Consider the following 16,707-nt stretch of genomic DNA (forward strand, 5'->3'; position numbering starts at 1 on the left):
TCAGCTCCTGTCTGGGCCGGATCGATGGTCCAACCGCTTTCTCGTCTCCGATCTTCCGAGACGTGGTGATCAGTAGTTTTCCAAAATTCTTGTTATATCCCCCCGCGCCGAGGAGGACGTCGCGGAGCAGCTAACAGTTGGATTCCATCGTCTTCAGGTGCCACGACTTGACGTTTCCAGGCGGATTCACCGGCGACAATACCGCCTCCGGTTGGACTACCCTCGTGAGTACGCCACACCCAGTTGAGGTCCTAGCCGGGTCATCTTCAGTATATTCTCCGAAAATCGTGCCCAGCGGCTTACGCATTTCTCGGCAATGGTCCTGCCGCGTCTTGTAGCAAGCGACGTGATAGCTACTCACGCGGTCTGCTAGCCACAGCAGTTTTCTCTGTTGCCCAACAAACCAACCACTGGAGACAGAAATCACGGTCTCAATCTCCACAGTGTGGGAAACGCGTACCAAAACCGTCGTGGCATGTGTGTTTCACATCGAGGTAATCTCCTTCATGCTTTCGCGCGAGTCGAGAGGGCCTCAGCCCACCTCACCTTCTGGTCGTCCCTCCATCACCGTTCGACGAGGTGCATACGACAGTGGTGAATCGGGTACACACACCAGTACAGCACCTCTTGGAGATCAGTAATAAGCTCAGCCCCAGATAACCGTCTGAGATACCAGACACTCGAGTGATCCAGCTAACTCACGCCGACACGAAGCTATCGCCGCCTCTTCCTGCGCGTACACCCCCTATCGTTCATTTGTCCGAAGAGAGTATGCGCTTTCGATCAATTTGTTCTATAATGTTCTATATGCGATGGGAAGCGCAGACCCTCCAGGTCGACCACGAGCAGCTGGATATTGCCGACGGAGATACCCCGTCAGGTGGTGTCCAACACCCGATGGTCGACCTGGAGTTATCCTCCCCAACCCCCGAGTTTGCTCATACCGAATTCCACGAGGTCATCACCAAGTCAGCGCTCAACAAGGTGCCCGAAGCATCCAACATGCCGTTCCGTTGGTCGATCAATCCGTATCGTGGTTGCACTCACGCTTGCGTTTACTGCTACGCTCGGGGCACACACGAGTATCTCGATTTCAACTACGGCGAAGACTTCGACCGACAGATCGTGGTCAAGGTCAATATTGTCGACGCGCTACGTCAAGAACTCAAAAGGGGCAAGTGGGATGGACAGACCGTTGCCCTCGGCACCAATACTGACCCTTACCAGCGCGCAGAGGGCCGATATCAACTCATGCCGGGGCTACTGGCTGAACTTGGCAAAGCCGGCGCTCCGGTTTCCCTCCTGACCAAAGGCACTCTACTCTCCCGAGACATTCCACTCTTGCGATCCTTAGCCCCAGAGATCCCCCTAGATATTGGGGTCTCCCTGGCAATGATTGATCCACAGTTGACCGAGATTTTTGAGCCCGGAACGCCATCTCCGAGCGCACGATTGAAACTGATTGAGAAGCTCTCATCAGCAGGAGCCAATGTCTCAATCATGGCCATGCCGATCATCCCGTGGCTGACCGACTCAATCAACGCCATGGAGCAGCTCTTTAGCTCAGTGGCCTCCGCCGGTGCCACCAGCATCCAAACCACTCCCCTCTTCCTGCGACCAGGCTCTCGCGAGTGGTTCATGTCGTTTATCCAGTCACAGTACCCGCATCTGCTGGCCGGTTTTCAATCCATGTACAGTGGCCGGATTTATGCTCCGGCACGTTATGCCAACAAATTACGAGCCAAGACACGACAACTGGCCCACCAGCACGGGCTCGGTATCGGCGCAGTGCACGAATCGGAAAAGGACCCGGACGTGCACTTTCGCACGCATTTACCAATCCGCCCGGTCAACTCGAGGCCCACAACCACACAGACTCCCGGCACGAATCAACAGGCGCTGTTTTAGAAACGTCGGGGCCGTAGCCAGCGCTCTATCACGATCGAAACAGCACTCATCGGCTGAGCTGCTCGAGGAGCGCGTCGACGATAGGACGGTCCGCGGGAATCCATTCGAACGCGTGCAACGCAGTAGAGTCGAGTTGTTCCCAGACCAATTGATCATGTTCGACCAGCGCCGTGGCCTTACCGGAAATAATCACTGCGGTATAGACCTGCATCCGCATCCCGTTGCCCAACAGCCACCCCTGCGGCTCTGGAGATTCGATGCGATCCAATATTTCAGCCTCAACATCGAGTTCTTCCTGAAGCTCACGGCGTAGTGCCTGTTCGAGATCCTCACCGGCCTCAACCTTGCCACCAGGGAACTCCCAATAGCCGGCCAAGGACTTTGGTGCTTTGCGACGTGCCAGCATCATCTGTCCAGGTTCATGCTTGTCATCGAGGATGGCAGCTCCCACAACAACACGCCGACTGTTGCTGTCGGTGAGCGATGATGAGGCCGAGGACTGATGGGGATGATGGCCCACGGGTAACACTCCGTTACGACTCGATAGGTGATGGTCCGATAGCAACTCTACTTCACGGTCATGGGTACCCTACGAGGGGATCACCCTTCTGGCAGCGACCACAGATCATCTCGTTCTTTCCACCGCTACACCCCTGATCACCACGATGGATCCGGTGCGCTTGGCCGAAGATTACGCCTACCTCCAGCACTTAGCTGATGGTCGAGTTGACCTGACGATGGGACGGGGTAATACCGGTCCGGTAGACCCGTGGTTTGGCCGAGACATCCGGCAGGGCATCCCTCTAGCTTTAGAGCACTACCGGTTACTCCACCAGCTGTGGCGAGAAGAGAATGTCGACTGGTCTGGGCGTTTTCGGGCCCCGTTGCACAAGTTCACCTCCACCCCGCGTCCGCTCGACGGGGTTGCCCCATTCGTTTGGCACGGTTCGATTCGTTCCGTCGACATAGCTGAACAGGCCGCCTACTACGGTGACGGATTCTTCCACAACAACATCTTCTGGAATAAAGAACACGTCATCCGAATGGTCGAAATCTAACGGCAACGCTATGCGTACTACGGACATGGCCAGGCCCACCAGGTCTACGTGGTGCTGGGTAGCCAGGCCTTGATGCGGAAGAACTCACAGGATGCTTGGCGTGAGGTCCGTCCTTATTTTGCTAACGCGCCAGTCTATGGCCACGGCCCGTCGATGGAAGAGTTCACCTCTATGACCACTCTCACCGTCGGCTCGCCCCAGCAGGTCATTGAACGTACCCTCAGCTTCCGCGACTGGGTTGGCGACTACCAGCGTCAAATGTTCCTGATGCACCAACGCATGAGTTCTTGGTTGGTCGCCAACATGCCGGCAACGACCCCATCGTTAGTGGTGGACCCGTTTCGCAGGCTACTCCTGATCCTGCCTCTGGCTAGATGCCTCCACCACGTCAACAGCTTTACACCCTCTCATCAGAGCGGGTACCTGCAACGTCCATCTGAGCCTCATCGGCCACGGGGTACCGGTTGAAAGACTTCCACGGTCTAACTGTGTCGGAATACAACGTGTTGTTGGCCTTCGCCGAGGCGCAGGAGCAAAAGCTGACAAGGAGTGAATTAGTTCGTGAAACGGTCGTCTCACCCTCTTGGCTCACCTATTCGGTCACGGTCTTGCCCCAGCGGGGGGTTGGTCGCCCGGCAACAGTCCCTGCCCACCGACGAGCGGTCTAAGGGAAACCGTGCTGACCGACCAAAGGCGCAATGTGTTCCGGAAGGCCTCAATGATCCATCTCGACACTGTCTGAGAGATGCGTACCGATCTGCTTGATGAGGCTGACCAGCGGTCGCTGTTTCGGAACTTTTCTCGAGTCCAACACCGCCCAGAGGACCTTGACGACTAGTGGTGGTGCCCCATGAGTCGCAGCTCTACACTATCGGCACGTTCTGCCAGCATCGGGTCATCGGCAATCAGCGTTTCGAACGTGGTGAGCATCAGTTTCTGCCCGATAGAGTCCACCGACTGCTCTGCCACGAGCCGGAGTTCAAGTTCCGGGCCTGCCCCGCCACCGGCCACCGGCGTGCCCGAGCGGGTGAGGCTGCCAACACCGGGGCCCGGGAGCATTTCGATTCGTGCTAGCCCCGGTACGAGACCCACAAAATCAGCCAGGTGTTCGCTGAGCTGTTCGTCTAGATAGGACGGCACCCAGTCTCGCTGTTGGGCTAGCGCCCACACGGCCGGACGTCGCACCACAAAGGTCAGGTCTTCTCCTGGGTCCACCACCACCAATTGATCGCCTTCATCCACAGCCGCCAGGCACGCCCGGGGCATCCATACCGCCACCGGTCTCGCCTGCGGATTCCACGAGGTCAGCGCCGGTACCGAGGTGAACACCGGGAGGGCTTGTCTGCCATCTTTGGCCTGCAGGCTCACCAGCGCGACGTCGGCTACTTTATCCCCGTAGGTGGCGTGGTCGTGCTGAGATACCTCGGTCGCTCTCGGCACCACGGCCGCAAAAACCCTCATCTTAGCTAGGGCTTTAATGGCGTCAATCTCTGTGGCTTCACGGGCCAGGAGTTGTTCGGCGATGGTCGTCCACGCCTGATCGGTGGTGCCGTCATCGGTGTCGAAGGCGTGTAGCGGATTCTGGGATCCATCGATCCCGGCGCCGCTGAGGTCCCGGCCCTTCCAAGCGGTTCCTGCCGAATCTGCCGGTCGTCCCTGAGCGTCACGATGTTGATGGGCCAGGTTCCGCTGAATGGCTGCCTGGATGTGGGCGGGCAACTGCCGGGAGGTGGACCGTTGGTGGCGGTCACCGGGTCCTGTCACGTTGTCTCGGCCAGCGGTGGTCACGAGGGGGAATTCTCCTGCACCTGGGCCGGGTCGGCCCCGCCTGCGACGGCCAAAGCCTGTTGGAAGGTGAACTGTCCCGAATACAGTGCCTTGCCGATAATGGCACCGTCCACCCCGGAGCCACTCATCTGGTACAGCGTGGCGAGATCATCGAGGGTGGAAATGCCACCGGAGGCGACGACCGGCTTGTGGACCCGCTCGACAATGCTAGCCAACAACTCGGTATTCGGGCCGGTCAGGGTGCCGTCTTTGGTGATGTCGGTGACCACATACCGGTCGCAACCAGCCTGTTCCAGGGTGTCTAATACCTCCCAGAGGTTCCCCCCGGACTGCACCCAGCCTCGGGTGGCTAATTCTTCGCCGCGCACATCGAGTCCCACCGCGATTTTTTCACCGTAACGGGCAATGACCTCAGCGGTCCAGCCGGGGCGTTCCAGGGCAGCGGTGCCGAGGTTGACGCGAGCTGCGCCCATCGTGATGGCTTCGTCGAGGCTGGCGTCGTCACGCAGACCGCCGGAGACTTCGACGTTAATCTGCAACTCGGTCACGATATCACGAATGATCTGCCGGTTATCCCCGGTCCCGAAGGCCGCATCGAGATCCACCAGGTGGATCCATTCGGCACCCGCCTCAGCCCAACGGCGTGCTGCCTGGAGCGGGTTACCATAATCGGTGGCTTGATCGGCCTCGCCTTTGACGAGACGAACGGCTTGGCCGTTCTTAATGTCGACGGCCGGAAACAGGGTCAACGAGGTAGAGCGTTCAGACATGGGTGGTTTTCCTTGTTGTGGGGTGTTGGGCGCGAAGGTGCTGGGTTCGGGCGATCATTCAACAGCGGGAACAGTCAGGAATCCGGCGAGAATAGCCATGATGCCCACCACCACGAAACTGACCGTGACCCAGAGGGGAAATTTCTGCCGATACGATGACCACGATCCGCCCAGCAGAATCCCTCCCAGCGCGATCAACAATGTTGACCATACCGGCATTAAAGCGTTCCAATCCAGTTGTTGAGCAACTGCATTCCTGCATCACCAGATTTCTCCGGGTGAAACTGGGTACCGGATAGTGGGCCGTTCTCAATGGCAGCGATGAAATCACTCCCGTGGTGTGCCCAGGTGACTTGCGGTGGTCGCATGTGTTGGGAGTTCTGGTCGAACTCCCAGCGTCGTACGGCATAGGAATGCACAAAATAGAATCGTTCCCGATGCAGACCAGCGAAAAGCACCGAGTTCTCGGGAGCCCGAATTTCCGACCATCCCATGTGGGGCAACACCTCAGCAGGTAGCTTCTCAACGGTGCCGGGCCACTCCCCCATACCCTCGGTAGTAATTCCATGTTCAACACCGGTTTCGAACAGAATCTGGTGGCCCACACAGATCCCCAACACAGCTCGCCCGCCAGCGATCCGGCGCCCGATCCATCGCATCGCTTCGATGGCGCGCAGGCCGTTGGCGACGGCATCGAAGGATCCCACCCCGGGGACGACAAGGCCATCAGCGTTCAGGACCTGTTCGGCGTCAGCGGTGACCTCGACCTTGGCGCCAAGCCGACGCAAGGCATGAACGGCGGAGTGGATGTTCCCCGAGCCGTAGTCCAGCACGGCGACCGTTTTCTTCTGCACAGTTGTGGCGCGACCCTGCTGGCTCATAGGGCCCCTTTAGTGGAGGGAATCGTGCCCTGCATCCGAGGGTCGGGCTCGACGGCAGTCCGGAGCGCACGGGCGAACGCTTTGAACTGCGCTTCCACAATATGGTGAGGGTCACGGCCTCGAATGAGATCCATATGCAGGCACAGGGCACCGTGATGGGCAATGGATTCGAAAACGTGGCGAGTCATCGATCCGGTGAAGTGTCCACCAATCAGGTGATATTCCTGCCCTGCTGGCTCACCAGTGTGGACAACGTAGGGCCGTCCTGACAAATCCACTACTGCCCGGGCTAGAGACTCGTCGAGCGGAACCAGGGCATCGCCAAAACGACGAATTCCGGATTTATCCCCTAAAGCAGTTTTTAACACCTCGCCCAAGGTAATCGCAACATCCTCGACCACATGGTGGACGTCAATATGTGTATCGCCACTAGCGGTCACCGTCAGATCTATCAAGGAATGCTTCGAAACCGCAGTAAGCATGTGGTCATAGAAAGGCACCGACGTGGAAATCTGCGATTGACCGGTACCGTCTAGATCTGCTTCGACATACACGTTGGACTCAGAGGTCGTGCGTGTCATGCTGGCACGACGGCCCGAAAGTAGTTCTGCACCCAAGGGATCGTGGCCTTCCTGGATTTCCCGGTTGGACTAGTGGTTAACACTGCTCACTCTACAGCGGGAGCTCGTCCGTATGGGTGACGATGTCTCTGAGAGCTTTGAGGAATGCCGAGGTTTCTTCTTCCGTCCCCGCAGTGACGCGCAGATGGTGCGCGATCCCGACATCGCGCACCAAGACTCCACGATCAAGCAAGCTCTGCCACACCGCGCGAGCATTTTCGAGCCACCCAAAGAACACAAAATTCGAGTCAGAAGTATGCGGCTTCAGGCCCATCTCGGTCAAGTCCGCCACAATACGATCACGCTGAGTTCGAATGGCTTCCACGTTTTCCAGCAAGGCTTCCCGGTGGGCCAGGGCTGCTAATGCGGTGGCCTGTGTCGTTGCCGAGAGGTGGTACGGCAGACGCACCAGACGCAAAGCATCGGTGATTTCTGGCGCCGCGGCTAAGTAGCCCAGGCGAGCCCCGGCAAGGGCAAAGGCCTTCGACATGGTCCGGGTCACGATCAGCAACGGACGGGACGGAAGCAAACTCAGTGCGGATGCGGTGCCCTCCAGCGCAAATTCCGCGTAGGCCTCGTCAACGACCACCAGGGCATTAATCTCGGCCGCCACCTCATACACAGCCTTTACCACGTCAAGACCTAGCGCGGTGCCGGTGGGATTATTAGGCGAACACAACAAGACCAGGTTCGGTCGTGTTTCACGTACTTGTTGGGCAGCTGATTCAGGGCTGAGCGTGAAGTCCTCGGCTCTGACGCCAGAGACGTACGCTGTCTCAGTTCCCAACGCCAACAGAGGATACATCGAATACGTGGGCGGAAAACTTAGCACACTTCGCCCCGGCCCGCCGAAAGCTTGCAGTATTTGCTGAAGAATCTCGTTGGAGCCATTTGCAGCCCACAGATGTTCCCGGCTCAGACCGTGTCCGAGATACTGCGCCAGCTGTTCTCGAAGTTCCGTGAATTCCCGGTCCGGGTAACGATTCAGCGTTGTCGCAGCCTGAAGCGTTGCTTTCCCAATTGCATCCACTACCGCCGGCGGGACAGGGTGAGTGTTTTCGTTGGTGTTCAACGCGTAGGGAACCTCAATTTGAGGGGCTCCGTAGGGAGACTGACCGCGTAGCGCGTCTCGTAAAGGTAAGCGCTGCAGGGCTGTGGGGTCGAAGCTTTTCTGAGAATCCACCCCTCCAGCTTAGCCGGCCCTGAGCCTTACTGATAACGCGGGACAAACAGCTTATCTCCCACCGCGATATCGGAGGTTTCCAAGTCATTGAGTTCCGCAATACGGGTGACCACATCGGCACGGGGCTCTTCCGGAGCAATCTCACCGGCAATAGACCACAGCGTGTCGCCATACCCGACAGTCAGCGTCACCATACCGGCTTGATGGGACTGGTGGCTTGCCTCGGCTGAGGGGTTACCCCAACCAAACAGCACCATCGCGAAGAAACCCACAAGCAGTGTACCAACCACAGCCAGAGGGACAGCGCGGAAGACCAGACGCCCGCGACGAGTCAGCGACATGGCATTCACCGAGGTTGAAGCATGGTTAGCGATAGTCATGATCTTCCCTATCTCATCGTGCAAAATCAGTACGAATCCACGTGTTCTTGCCGAACACAATTGCTAGTACATCTTTTCTAACATGCTTGTTCGAACGATGCAATGAATCTCTCGAACACAACTATGAATCTGTTCGGTAATCCGATAGAATTTCAGCAACGGCCACCAGTTATCGGAAAAATCCGTTCGAGGCTCATGGTGCTAGTTCATCAGAGGGCACGGACATTTTTAGAACGGAGGACCTAGATGAGCGAGCAAATGGACTCTGCTGAGTCCACGACCCCAGCGGAGCACGTTCCAAAACTCAGTGGGCGCCAGCGCCAGGTACTGAACTTTTTGCGGGCATCCATCACCGAGAGGGGCTACCCGCCGTCAATGCGAGAGATTGGTACCGGGTGCCATCTACAGTCATTGTCCTCGGTGACTTATCAGCTGAAGAAGTTGACCGAGTATGGCTATATCCGACGCGATCCGCACATTCCACGCGGTATCGAAGTCCTCAGAGATGAGTACGGCTATCTGATAACTGACACCGACAATGAGCACGACATGGCTCCAGAAGTTCCGATGAATGCCGCGGAAATGATGGCCCTGCATACTCGCATGAATATGGGACCAGCCGAAGCCGTGGCGGTGCCACTAGTGGGCCGTATTGCTGCCGGTGGGCCGATTCTTGCCGACCAGCAGGTCGAAGACTACATGATGCTTCCGAAACAGCTCACGGGCGAGGGTGAATTGTTCATGCTCAAGGTGCGCGGTGACTCCATGATTGACGCTGCGATTTGTGACGGCGATTGGGTCGTGATCCGCCAACAGAATACCGCCGATAACGGCGAAATTGTCGCTGCCTTGCTCGACGACGAAGCCACTGTCAAGACTTTCCGGCAACGGGATGGTCACACCTGGTTGCTGCCTCAAAACACCAACTATGAACCCATCCTCGGTGATCACGCCACCATTATGGGCAAAGTCGTCTCGGTCTTGCGCTCGGTATAGCCTGTATCAGCCGAACCACCGCTTGACCATCGCAGGTGCGACAGGACCACCAACGGGTTCTGTCGCACCTGCGATGGTTTGTCCTTATTATCGGGGCGGCTGGCTCTAGCGGAAGACCTAAATCAGCCCGATCCACTGCCAATAGGTGGCCGAGAATAGCAGAATCAGCAGGTAGCCCACGATGGTCAACGGGATACCGGCCTTGATGAACTGTTTCGAGGTAAACGCGCCGGTACCGTAGGCCAACATGTTCTGTGGTGCCGAGATGGGCAGGATGAAGCCGAAGCTGATCACGAACTGCTGAATCAGCACAAAACCAAGACCTTCGTTCGGTAGCCCGGGGATCGAACCGGCCAGTGCAATGAAGACCGGGATCAGGGCCGAGGCCAGTGCAGTAGCCGAGGCGAACCCCAGATGAATCAAGATATTGAAGGCTGCTACGAGGGCGATCGTGGCCAACAATGGCATTTCTGCCAGTCCGATATTGGAGAAAATCGCATCCGACAGCCAGGCGGCTGCATTGGTCTGGAGCAACAGGTTCCCCAAGGAAATACCGATAGCAAAGACCACCAGGGTCCCCCAGTTGACCATTTTTTCCAGTGATTTCCAGGAGATCACGCCGACCCGCGGGATCAGCATGATCGCAATACCTAGGATGGTAATCGTCGAGGAGTCGAGGTCGTGAATGACTCCTTCAGTAGCCCATAGCGCCAACATCACCACGGCAATGATGGTCAGTCGAATCTCGCGACCGGTCATCTTGCCCATCTCGTTCAGACCGTCGGCAACGACTTTCTTCCCGCCGGAGAGTTCTTTGGTTTCGGGTTTGATGACCCAGCGCATCACAAAGTACAACGCCACGGACATCAGCACGGACCACGGGGCGGCGTAGGCGAACCATTCCGGCCATGAGATCGTTGCACCGTATTCTCCTTCGATGAATCCAACAGCTACCTGGTTCTGGGCGGCTGCGGTCTTGATGCCGACGTTCCAAATCGAGACCGCATTGGCGGCGGTGATGATCAGCAAAGCACCGAGTTTGGACTGCACCGGCAGTCCAAAGGCCACCACCATGCCGATCAGAATCGGTACGACCGCACCGGCACGAGCGGTCGCGGAGGGGACGAAGAATGCCAAGATGATCGAGATGACGATCGCCCCAACGAGGATGTGGCTGACTTTTTCACCAGCAAACTTCAGGATATAGAACGCCAGGCGTTTGTGTAGCCCGGTTGCTTGCATGGCGGCAGCCAGCGCGAGGGCGGCGGCCACCAGGGCCAAGGCGGAGGTAGAAAAGCCGTGAAGCCCAAAACTTAAGCCACCACCAGTGCCGTAGAGCTCCTCCAGCTCCGCCCCGGTCTCGGGGTCTAACTCTGGTGAGAAACCGATCAGTAAAGCGATCAGTCCGAGAATCATCACGGAGCTGACCGGGTAGGAGACGGCTTCGGTGACCCACATGATCACCGCGAACACCAAGATCGCCAGTGCTCGTTGCCCGGCGATGGAGAGCCCATCGGGAGTCGGCATGAACAACACTACGCCCATAGCCACGAAGGCGAGCACGAACCAGAGGGGTTTCATACTCAAGTGCGCCAGAATCGAGTCATCGTTGCGTGCTTGGAGCGCTTCGTAGAGATTGCTCCGAACGATTCTGGTTTCTTCGCGGGCTACTTCCTCGTCGCGTTGGCGCCGTTGGGATTTTTTGTCGGACTGTTCGACACCGGTATGTCCCGATTGCGGCGTACCAGATGACATGATGTGTCCCCCTTTCTACCCGGTAGTGATGTGATGAGGCCCCACCATCTGCGACTCCGGGATCGGTTCCGGCATGGCACATGGGCAGACCCTTACACACAACATCTCAGGTCTGACCGCTTTATGCCAGATTTGCCAGCCGATTCAGGGCATGTGTGACAAGTTCCTCGTCAACAGTTCGATAAAAATCAGGAAGGGATTTCAGCAGGAAGGAACCATATCGGGCGGTGACGATCCGAGGGTCGAGAATGGCTACCACACCTTTGTCCTGGGTGGAACGAATCAGCCGGCCGACGCCCTGAGCTAAACGTACGGCCGCGTGTGTAGCCGAGACCTTCATGAACCCGTTACCCCCGTGCTGGACGACCCACTGTGTCCTGGCCCGGGTCAGCGGGTCGTTAGGACGTGGGAAGGGGATGCGATCGATAGTGACCAAACGTAATGACCGCCCCGGAACGTCAATGCCCTGCCACAGCGACAGCGTGCCGAAGAGGCTCAGCTGCTCATCGGCAGCAAACTCGGTCACGAGACTGGACAGTGTGGCCTCGCCTTGGCATGAAATAGGGAACTTATCGCCGAGGCGTTGGCGCATTTCCGCAGCGGCGTCTTCGGCGGCCCGTCGGGAGGAGAACAAACACAGTGCGCCACCCTGTGAAGCCCGGAGCAATGATTCGAGACGGTCCGCGGTCCGCTCTGCCAGGCTGAACGACGGAGCGGGCAGATCTTTGGCCGCATACAGAATACCTTGGCTCGGGTAGTTGAACGGACTGCCGACATCCAACGTGGTGTAGGGGGGAGCCCCTGTCCCTGCTAGACCCAGGTCTCCGGCGACTTCGTCGAATCGTCCCCCGATGCTCAGCGTGGCTGAGGTCAGCACGCAAGTCTTCTCTTCTAGGAGGTGATGACGCAGTTTGCCAGCGACTGATAGCGGGGCCACATACAGGGTGGGTGCTGCGTGTTCGTCAATCGGGTGCCACCCGGTGCCCGGGGTAAATTGTTGAGGTCTGGTGGCCCAGACCACCCAGGGGGCAGAATCTTCCTCAGTCGGTTGGTCGAGGATGCGCTCACAGACGTCCAAGATCTCTTGGAGTCGCGCCCGGACGAGATGCGCCTGGGATGCGGTCTCGTCAGCGGATTGTGCCGAACTGGACGCGGTGTTAGAGTCTTTCAGCTCGCTGAGCAGAGTGCGCGTGGCACTCCGGACCGATTCGATGGCCAGTTCTTGAACCTGGTTGAGGCCAGGTGTGAGCAGACCGGACTCGGCGTTGATAAAGGCATCCTCAACGCTGGAGGCCGCAGCTTTCAGGTCGGTGACGCTCAATCCTGCATCCCGCTGAGCGCTGTTCGCCACCGAGGTAATCAGCGATGCCGAGAGTTGCCCGGTCACCGCCGATGTGACCCGGTCGACAAACTCGTGGCCCTCATCGATGATGATGGCTTCTGAGGAGGGAAGCACCTGAATCCCTTCGAAGGCGGCAATGGCCAGCATAGCGTGGTTGGTGACCACAATGTCGGCTTCTTCGGCTTCGTGACGAGCAAGCTCGGAAAAACACTCTTCAACGAACGGGCACGACGAGCCGATGCATTCACGTGCGGTGACAGATACTTGACGCCACGCGTCGTCGGAGACACCCGGGGTCAGTTCATCGCGATCACCGGTGTCGGTTGTCTCAGCCCATTCGCGCAGACGCATCACCTCGGTCCCGAGTCGAGAAGACGTCTCCGCCATGGCACCGGCGGCCGCGAATTGGGTCTCATCCACCAAAGGAGGCGTGCTCATTTCGCTGGCCAGCCCCCCGTGCAGACGGTTCTTGCACAGGTAGTTGGCCCGACCTTTCAACAAGGCCACTTTGGGTGTGCTCTCGGTGTGCTTGGCGAGTGCCTCGACGGCCCGAGGGCCATCTTTGGCTACAATCTGGGCCTGCAGAGCCAACGTCGCCGTGGCAATAATCACCGGCCGGTCACTGGTCTGGGCGCGTTGAAGAGCCGGGATCAGATATGCCAGTGATTTCCCGGTGCCGGTACCGGCCTGCACCAGCAGGTGGCGTTGGTTTTCCAGGGCTCGTGAGACGGCCAGAGCCATAGCTTCTTGACCGACCCGCCGCGTACCTCCCAGAGATTCAACGACATGGTGCAGCCAGTCAATGACCTGATGGTCGGCCTGCGTGACGGGCTGGGTATCGAGCCGGTTAGTCGTGGACATAGTCCCGCAAATCCTCCACATCTTCGGGGCGAACCAGCACCCGAAGCGCGGTGCCATCTTCCTGATAGGACTCGTGCAGAATTTCAGTATCGGGCGAATGTAGCCGGGAGACGACTGCGCCATCGGTGTAGGGAACGACCAGATTCAATTCGACGTTGGGACGCGGGATGCGTGCGGCGATGCGGTGTTGCAATTGATCAATCCCTTCGCCGGTGGCAGCTGAGACCACCATGGCGTCGGGATATTTGCGAGTCAACTCTGCTAAAACGAGAGGATCAGCCAGATCTGCTTTGTTGAACACGATCTGCTCGTCCACGCCGGCGACCTCGGTGTCGTTCAGAACCGTGCGGACTGCCTCAATCTGACCAAACGGGTCCGGGTGAGAAGCATCCACCACGTGTAGCATCAGGTCCGCGTCGGCGACTTCTTCCAGCGTCGATCGGAAGGCCTCCACCAGTTGGGTGGGTAATTGCCGGACAAACCCGACGGTGTCTGAGAGGGTGTAGCCGATGCCATCGGGAGTTTCGGCCTGCCGTACGGTGGGGTCTAGGGTTGCAAACAGGGCATTTTCGACCAGAACACCGGCGCGGGTGAGTCGGTTGAGCAAGGAGGATTTACCAGCATTGGTGTAGCCGGCGATGGCCACTGAGGGCACCCGGCGGGCTTGCCGGCGGGCACGCTTGGTGTCCCGGGCAGGTTTCATGGCTTTGATTTCACGCCGTAGTTTAGCCATCCGGTCGCGAATGCGGCGACGGTCCAACTCGATCTTGGTTTCACCGGGACCACGGGAGCCGATCCCTTCACCGGATGCGGCACGACCACCGGCCTGCCGGGACATCGACTCGCCCCAACCGCGAAGACGCGGGAGGAGGTATTCGAGTTGGGCAAGTTCGACCTGGGCTTTACCTTCCTTGGACTTGGCGTGTTGGGCGAAAATATCCAAAATCAGTGCGGTGCGGTCAATGACCTTAACCCCGACGACATCCTCGAGCGCCCGGCGCTGTGACGGGGCCAGCTCGGAGTCGATCACTACGGTATCGGCACCGGTTTCAGCCACGACTGTCGCCAGTTCTTGGGCCTTGCCTTTGCCGAGAAAGGTTGCTGGGTCCTGGGCGTGGCGGCGTTGGATCAGGCCATCAAGCACCGTGGAGCCAGCAGTCTCAGCTAGGGCGGCGAGTTCTCGTAGCGAATACTCCGCCTCAGCCGCGGTTCCCTCGGTCCACAGTCCGGCCAGCACCACTTGCTCGAGCCGAACTTGACGATATTCGACCTCGGTAATATCTTCCAGTTCGGTCGACAGCCCAGTCACACGCCGTAGTGCGCGACGTTCTTCGAGGTCAAATTGATCGCCATCAAAGTCCGTGTGAGTGGTCTCGCCCTGATGCAACGCTTGAGCGGTCCCGCCGTCCCAGCGCGCGTTGTCTGGCTGCGGGCCATGGCTGACTTCTGTCTGTTGATTTTCGTGCGCGAGAATGCGCTCGATCATCCGCTGGGCGGCATCCTTGCCGTGCTGAGCGGTGGTGGTGTTCCGATCGGAATCGGTCATGGTCTCCTTGGGGTTCTCGTCATCAAGCATCCCGGGGATGCGTAATTCTTCTATTCTGTCACATTTAGCCCCTACCGCTACACTGAGAGACCGTGGACTCAGCACATTATTTTTCCGCGACTCCGGCCGGTGACCAGCGTCGACACCGCATCACCGTGCCGTTGGCTGGGGCCGAGCGCGAGGTTTTTTCAGCTGCCGGCGTGTTCTCCCACGACGAATTGGACCGTGGCACGCGCGTTCTACTCGATACGGTGCCCGCTCCCCCGCCGACTGGACGTTTTCTCGATATCGGCAGCGGCTGGGGGCCACTAGCCTTGTCCATGGCGCTGTTGTCCCCCGAGGCCGAGGTTTGTGCAGTGGAGGTCAATGAGCGCGCCCGGGAGTTGACCGTGGAGAATGCCCGAGCATTGGGTCTGGAGCAGATCAGCGTCTGGGCCCCGGACGAGCTGGATCCCGAACCTGGATTTGATCTGATCTGGTCCAATCCTCCGATCCGCGTGGGTAAAGCAGTGTTGCACGAAATTTTGCAACGGTGGTTACCGCGTTTGCGTCCCGGCGGGCACGCGTGGCTGGTGGTGGCCAAGAAGCTCGGCGCGGATTCACTGTTGCCCTGGATTGCAACGATGCTTCAGAACCATGGGCCCGGAGAATTTACCGCACAGCGTCACGCCACGGTCAAGGGATTCCGGATTTTGCACATTCATCGCGCGCAGTAACCCTACAGCACCGCGTCAAAGAGCCAGGTGACCGGGGTGGCTACGTCCAGGCCGTTACTACCTTCGGGGGCTGTTGCGCAGTGCACGGAGTATTCGGTCCCGGCGGCTAGCACTCGCCAAGGCATCTCGTGGGGTAAATGGGCCCACGTTTTCACCGCGGTTGTGGCGGCTGCAGCCGCTGTGGCCCCGGTGTGCATATCTGAGGGTCGTTGCGAGAGTTTCAGTCGCAACTGGCCCTTCCCGTTGGAGACGACCGGGTCGGCCATCAGCACCAGCCCCACCACCGGATCTTCTTGGGTCGGTGGTTCAATGCCGGGCAGTGACTGGGTGGAGGCCGCCTCGAACTCTTCTTCTGATCCCAGGGCCACAATGACGAACCGTCTGTTGTGGGATTGGATGCTTAGCCCCGGTCGCGGATCCGGTAGGCCCGCGCATTTCACCAAGGCGTCAACCGCGTGGGATCTGGCTTGCTCGGGATCAGCGAAACTCCAGTCAGGGGTGCGCACCGACCACCAGCCTGGTTGGGGCGAGTCCAGCTGATATGATCCAGGCCGTGGTCCTTGGTGACAGGTCAGGGTGAGACCTCTCGGAGTGGATTGGCCACCATGAGCGGTGATCACCTCCGCTGCCACGCGCAAGGCCTCGGTGGGATCGTCGAGTTGCTGTCCATCGGCGGCATAACCGATGACCTCCCAGTGATCATCACGATCTGCAAGACCCACCACTCCGGCTGCTCCGATCCCCTTGGTGCGGTGGGTGAGCACACGGATGGTATCGGGGTCCATGGGGGCCAGCTCGGGCCCGATCGTGACTAACCAATCCAGAGATCCGCTCATGAGTTTCTGGAAACGAGTGGCCTTCAGGCCCAAAAGCTCTCCCAATGACGCCGGGGAGGTGTTCATG

15 protein-coding genes and 1 pseudogene are annotated in these 16,707 nt (G+C 58.6%); 4 read left to right on the forward strand and 12 right to left on the reverse strand.

The window, feature by feature from the left end:
- Positions 1 to 807 precede the first annotated feature (807 nt).
- Positions 808 to 1,908 (forward strand): radical SAM protein, encoded by a 1,101-nt coding sequence (locus DCC24_RS08840; RefSeq protein ID WP_233242906.1) that lies wholly within the window; start codon positions 808 to 810, stop codon positions 1,906 to 1,908.
- Between the two features lie 46 nt (positions 1,909 to 1,954).
- Here the strand turns inward: DCC24_RS08840 and DCC24_RS08845 are convergent, their stop codons facing one another.
- Positions 1,955 to 2,428 (reverse strand): (deoxy)nucleoside triphosphate pyrophosphohydrolase, encoded by a 474-nt coding sequence (locus DCC24_RS08845; protein ID WP_233242905.1) that lies wholly within the window; start codon positions 2,426 to 2,428, stop codon positions 1,955 to 1,957.
- A gap of 88 nt (positions 2,429 to 2,516) precedes the next feature.
- On the opposite strand from DCC24_RS08845, the pseudogene DCC24_RS08850 reads away from it, so the two are divergent.
- Positions 2,517 to 3,340, forward strand: a pseudogene (locus tag DCC24_RS08850) (LLM class flavin-dependent oxidoreductase); the annotation flags it as partial.
- Positions 3,341 to 3,800: 460 nt separating this feature from the next.
- On the opposite strand, the gene DCC24_RS08855 reads toward DCC24_RS08850, so the two are convergent.
- The 7 genes from DCC24_RS08855 to DCC24_RS08880 form a co-directional block, all read right to left on the reverse strand.
- On the reverse strand, positions 3,801 to 4,754 hold the full coding sequence (locus DCC24_RS08855) for an SseB family protein (RefSeq protein ID WP_233242789.1): 954 nt from the start codon (positions 4,752 to 4,754) through the stop codon (positions 3,801 to 3,803).
- Entirely contained in the window at positions 4,751 to 5,524 is a 774-nt protein-coding gene (gene priA / locus DCC24_RS08860; RefSeq protein WP_110099562.1) for a bifunctional 1-(5-phosphoribosyl)-5-((5-phosphoribosylamino)methylideneamino)imidazole-4-carboxamide isomerase/phosphoribosylanthranilate isomerase PriA, read from the reverse strand. Before priA ends, DCC24_RS08855 begins: the two co-directional genes overlap by 4 nt.
- Positions 5,525 to 5,578: 54 nt before the next feature.
- A complete protein-coding gene (locus DCC24_RS12200; RefSeq protein WP_166769923.1) occupies positions 5,579 to 5,743 on the reverse strand; it encodes a hypothetical protein in 165 nt (54 codons plus the stop codon).
- Entirely contained in the window at positions 5,743 to 6,405 is a 663-nt protein-coding gene (gene hisH / locus DCC24_RS08865; protein WP_110099563.1) for an imidazole glycerol phosphate synthase subunit HisH, read from the reverse strand. Before hisH ends, DCC24_RS12200 begins: the two co-directional genes overlap by 1 nt.
- The gene (hisB, locus tag DCC24_RS08870; RefSeq protein ID WP_180342530.1) at positions 6,402 to 6,986 is read right to left on the reverse strand and encodes an imidazoleglycerol-phosphate dehydratase HisB; all 585 of its coding nucleotides are present in this window, start codon (positions 6,984 to 6,986) and stop codon (positions 6,402 to 6,404) included. The genes hisH and hisB overlap by 4 nt, the downstream gene beginning before the upstream one ends.
- 91 nt (positions 6,987 to 7,077) lie before the next feature.
- Positions 7,078 to 8,208: a histidinol-phosphate transaminase gene (locus DCC24_RS08875; protein WP_233242790.1), complete on the reverse strand. Its 1,131-nt coding sequence runs from the start codon at positions 8,206 to 8,208 to the stop codon at positions 7,078 to 7,080.
- A 26-nt stretch (positions 8,209 to 8,234) separates the two neighbouring features.
- Positions 8,235 to 8,588 carry a LysM peptidoglycan-binding domain-containing protein gene (locus tag DCC24_RS08880; RefSeq protein ID WP_110099565.1) on the reverse strand — a complete coding sequence of 118 codons (354 nt, stop codon included), beginning with the start codon at positions 8,586 to 8,588 and terminating at the stop codon, positions 8,235 to 8,237.
- Positions 8,589 to 8,834: 246 nt separating this feature from the next.
- Here DCC24_RS08880 and lexA point away from each other — a divergent pair, with 246 nt between their 5' ends.
- Positions 8,835 to 9,584 carry a transcriptional repressor LexA gene (gene lexA / locus DCC24_RS08885; protein ID WP_233242791.1) on the forward strand — a complete coding sequence of 250 codons (750 nt, stop codon included), beginning with the start codon at positions 8,835 to 8,837 and terminating at the stop codon, positions 9,582 to 9,584.
- Positions 9,585 to 9,701: 117 nt separating this feature from the next.
- Here the strand turns inward: lexA and DCC24_RS08890 are convergent, their stop codons facing one another.
- The 3 genes from DCC24_RS08890 to hflX all read right to left on the reverse strand — a co-directional run bounded on the left by DCC24_RS08890 (position 9,702) and on the right by hflX (position 15,088).
- Complete coding sequence (locus DCC24_RS08890; RefSeq protein WP_110099567.1) at positions 9,702 to 11,339, reverse strand: DASS family sodium-coupled anion symporter; 1,638 nt, start codon at positions 11,337 to 11,339, stop codon at positions 9,702 to 9,704.
- 121 nt (positions 11,340 to 11,460) lie between these two features.
- The gene (locus DCC24_RS08895; RefSeq protein ID WP_110099568.1) at positions 11,461 to 13,542 is read right to left on the reverse strand and encodes an ATP-dependent DNA helicase; all 2,082 of its coding nucleotides are present in this window, start codon (positions 13,540 to 13,542) and stop codon (positions 11,461 to 11,463) included.
- A complete protein-coding gene (hflX, locus tag DCC24_RS08900; RefSeq protein ID WP_110099595.1) occupies positions 13,529 to 15,088 on the reverse strand; it encodes a GTPase HflX in 1,560 nt (519 codons plus the stop codon). Before hflX ends, DCC24_RS08895 begins: the two co-directional genes overlap by 14 nt.
- Before the next feature lie 92 nt (positions 15,089 to 15,180).
- Between hflX and DCC24_RS08905 the strand changes: the two genes are divergently transcribed.
- Positions 15,181 to 15,804: a class I SAM-dependent methyltransferase gene (locus tag DCC24_RS08905; protein ID WP_110099569.1), complete on the forward strand. Its 624-nt coding sequence runs from the start codon at positions 15,181 to 15,183 to the stop codon at positions 15,802 to 15,804.
- A 2-nt stretch (positions 15,805 to 15,806) separates the two neighbouring features.
- On the opposite strand, the gene DCC24_RS08910 is transcribed toward DCC24_RS08905, so the two are convergent.
- The gene (locus tag DCC24_RS08910; protein ID WP_110099570.1) at positions 15,807 to 16,706 is read right to left on the reverse strand and encodes a hypothetical protein; all 900 of its coding nucleotides are present in this window, start codon (positions 16,704 to 16,706) and stop codon (positions 15,807 to 15,809) included.
- Between the last annotated feature and the right edge of the window lies 1 nt (position 16,707).

The organism is Auritidibacter sp. NML100628, assembly GCF_003185985.1.
Lineage (GTDB): Bacteria > Actinomycetota > Actinomycetes > Actinomycetales > Micrococcaceae > Auritidibacter > Auritidibacter ignavus.

Bases quoted from the DNA above. Each gene is read 5' to 3' on its own strand.
- DCC24_RS08910 (WP_110099570.1), bottom strand. From the start codon at position 16,706: ATGAACACCTCCCCGGCGTCATTGGGAGAGCTTTTGGGCCTGAAGGCC.
- hflX (WP_110099595.1), bottom strand. From the start codon at position 15,088: ATGACCGATTCCGATCGGAACACCACCACCGCTCAGCACGGCAAGGAT.
- DCC24_RS08880 (WP_110099565.1), bottom strand. From the start codon at position 8,588: ATGACTATCGCTAACCATGCTTCAACCTCGGTGAATGCCATGTCGCTG.
- DCC24_RS08895 (WP_110099568.1), bottom strand. From the start codon at position 13,542: ATGTCCACGACTAACCGGCTCGATACCCAGCCCGTCACGCAGGCCGAC.
- DCC24_RS12200 (WP_166769923.1), bottom strand. From the start codon at position 5,743: ATGCCGGTATGGTCAACATTGTTGATCGCGCTGGGAGGGATTCTGCTG.
- hisB (WP_180342530.1), bottom strand. From the start codon at position 6,986: ATGACACGCACGACCTCTGAGTCCAACGTGTATGTCGAAGCAGATCTA.
- hisH (WP_110099563.1), bottom strand. From the start codon at position 6,405: ATGAGCCAGCAGGGTCGCGCCACAACTGTGCAGAAGAAAACGGTCGCC.
- DCC24_RS08840 (WP_233242906.1), top strand. From the start codon at position 808: ATGCGATGGGAAGCGCAGACCCTCCAGGTCGACCACGAGCAGCTGGAT.
- DCC24_RS08890 (WP_110099567.1), bottom strand. From the start codon at position 11,339: ATGTCATCTGGTACGCCGCAATCGGGACATACCGGTGTCGAACAGTCC.
- priA (WP_110099562.1), bottom strand. From the start codon at position 5,524: ATGTCTGAACGCTCTACCTCGTTGACCCTGTTTCCGGCCGTCGACATT.
- lexA (WP_233242791.1), top strand. From the start codon at position 8,835: ATGAGCGAGCAAATGGACTCTGCTGAGTCCACGACCCCAGCGGAGCAC.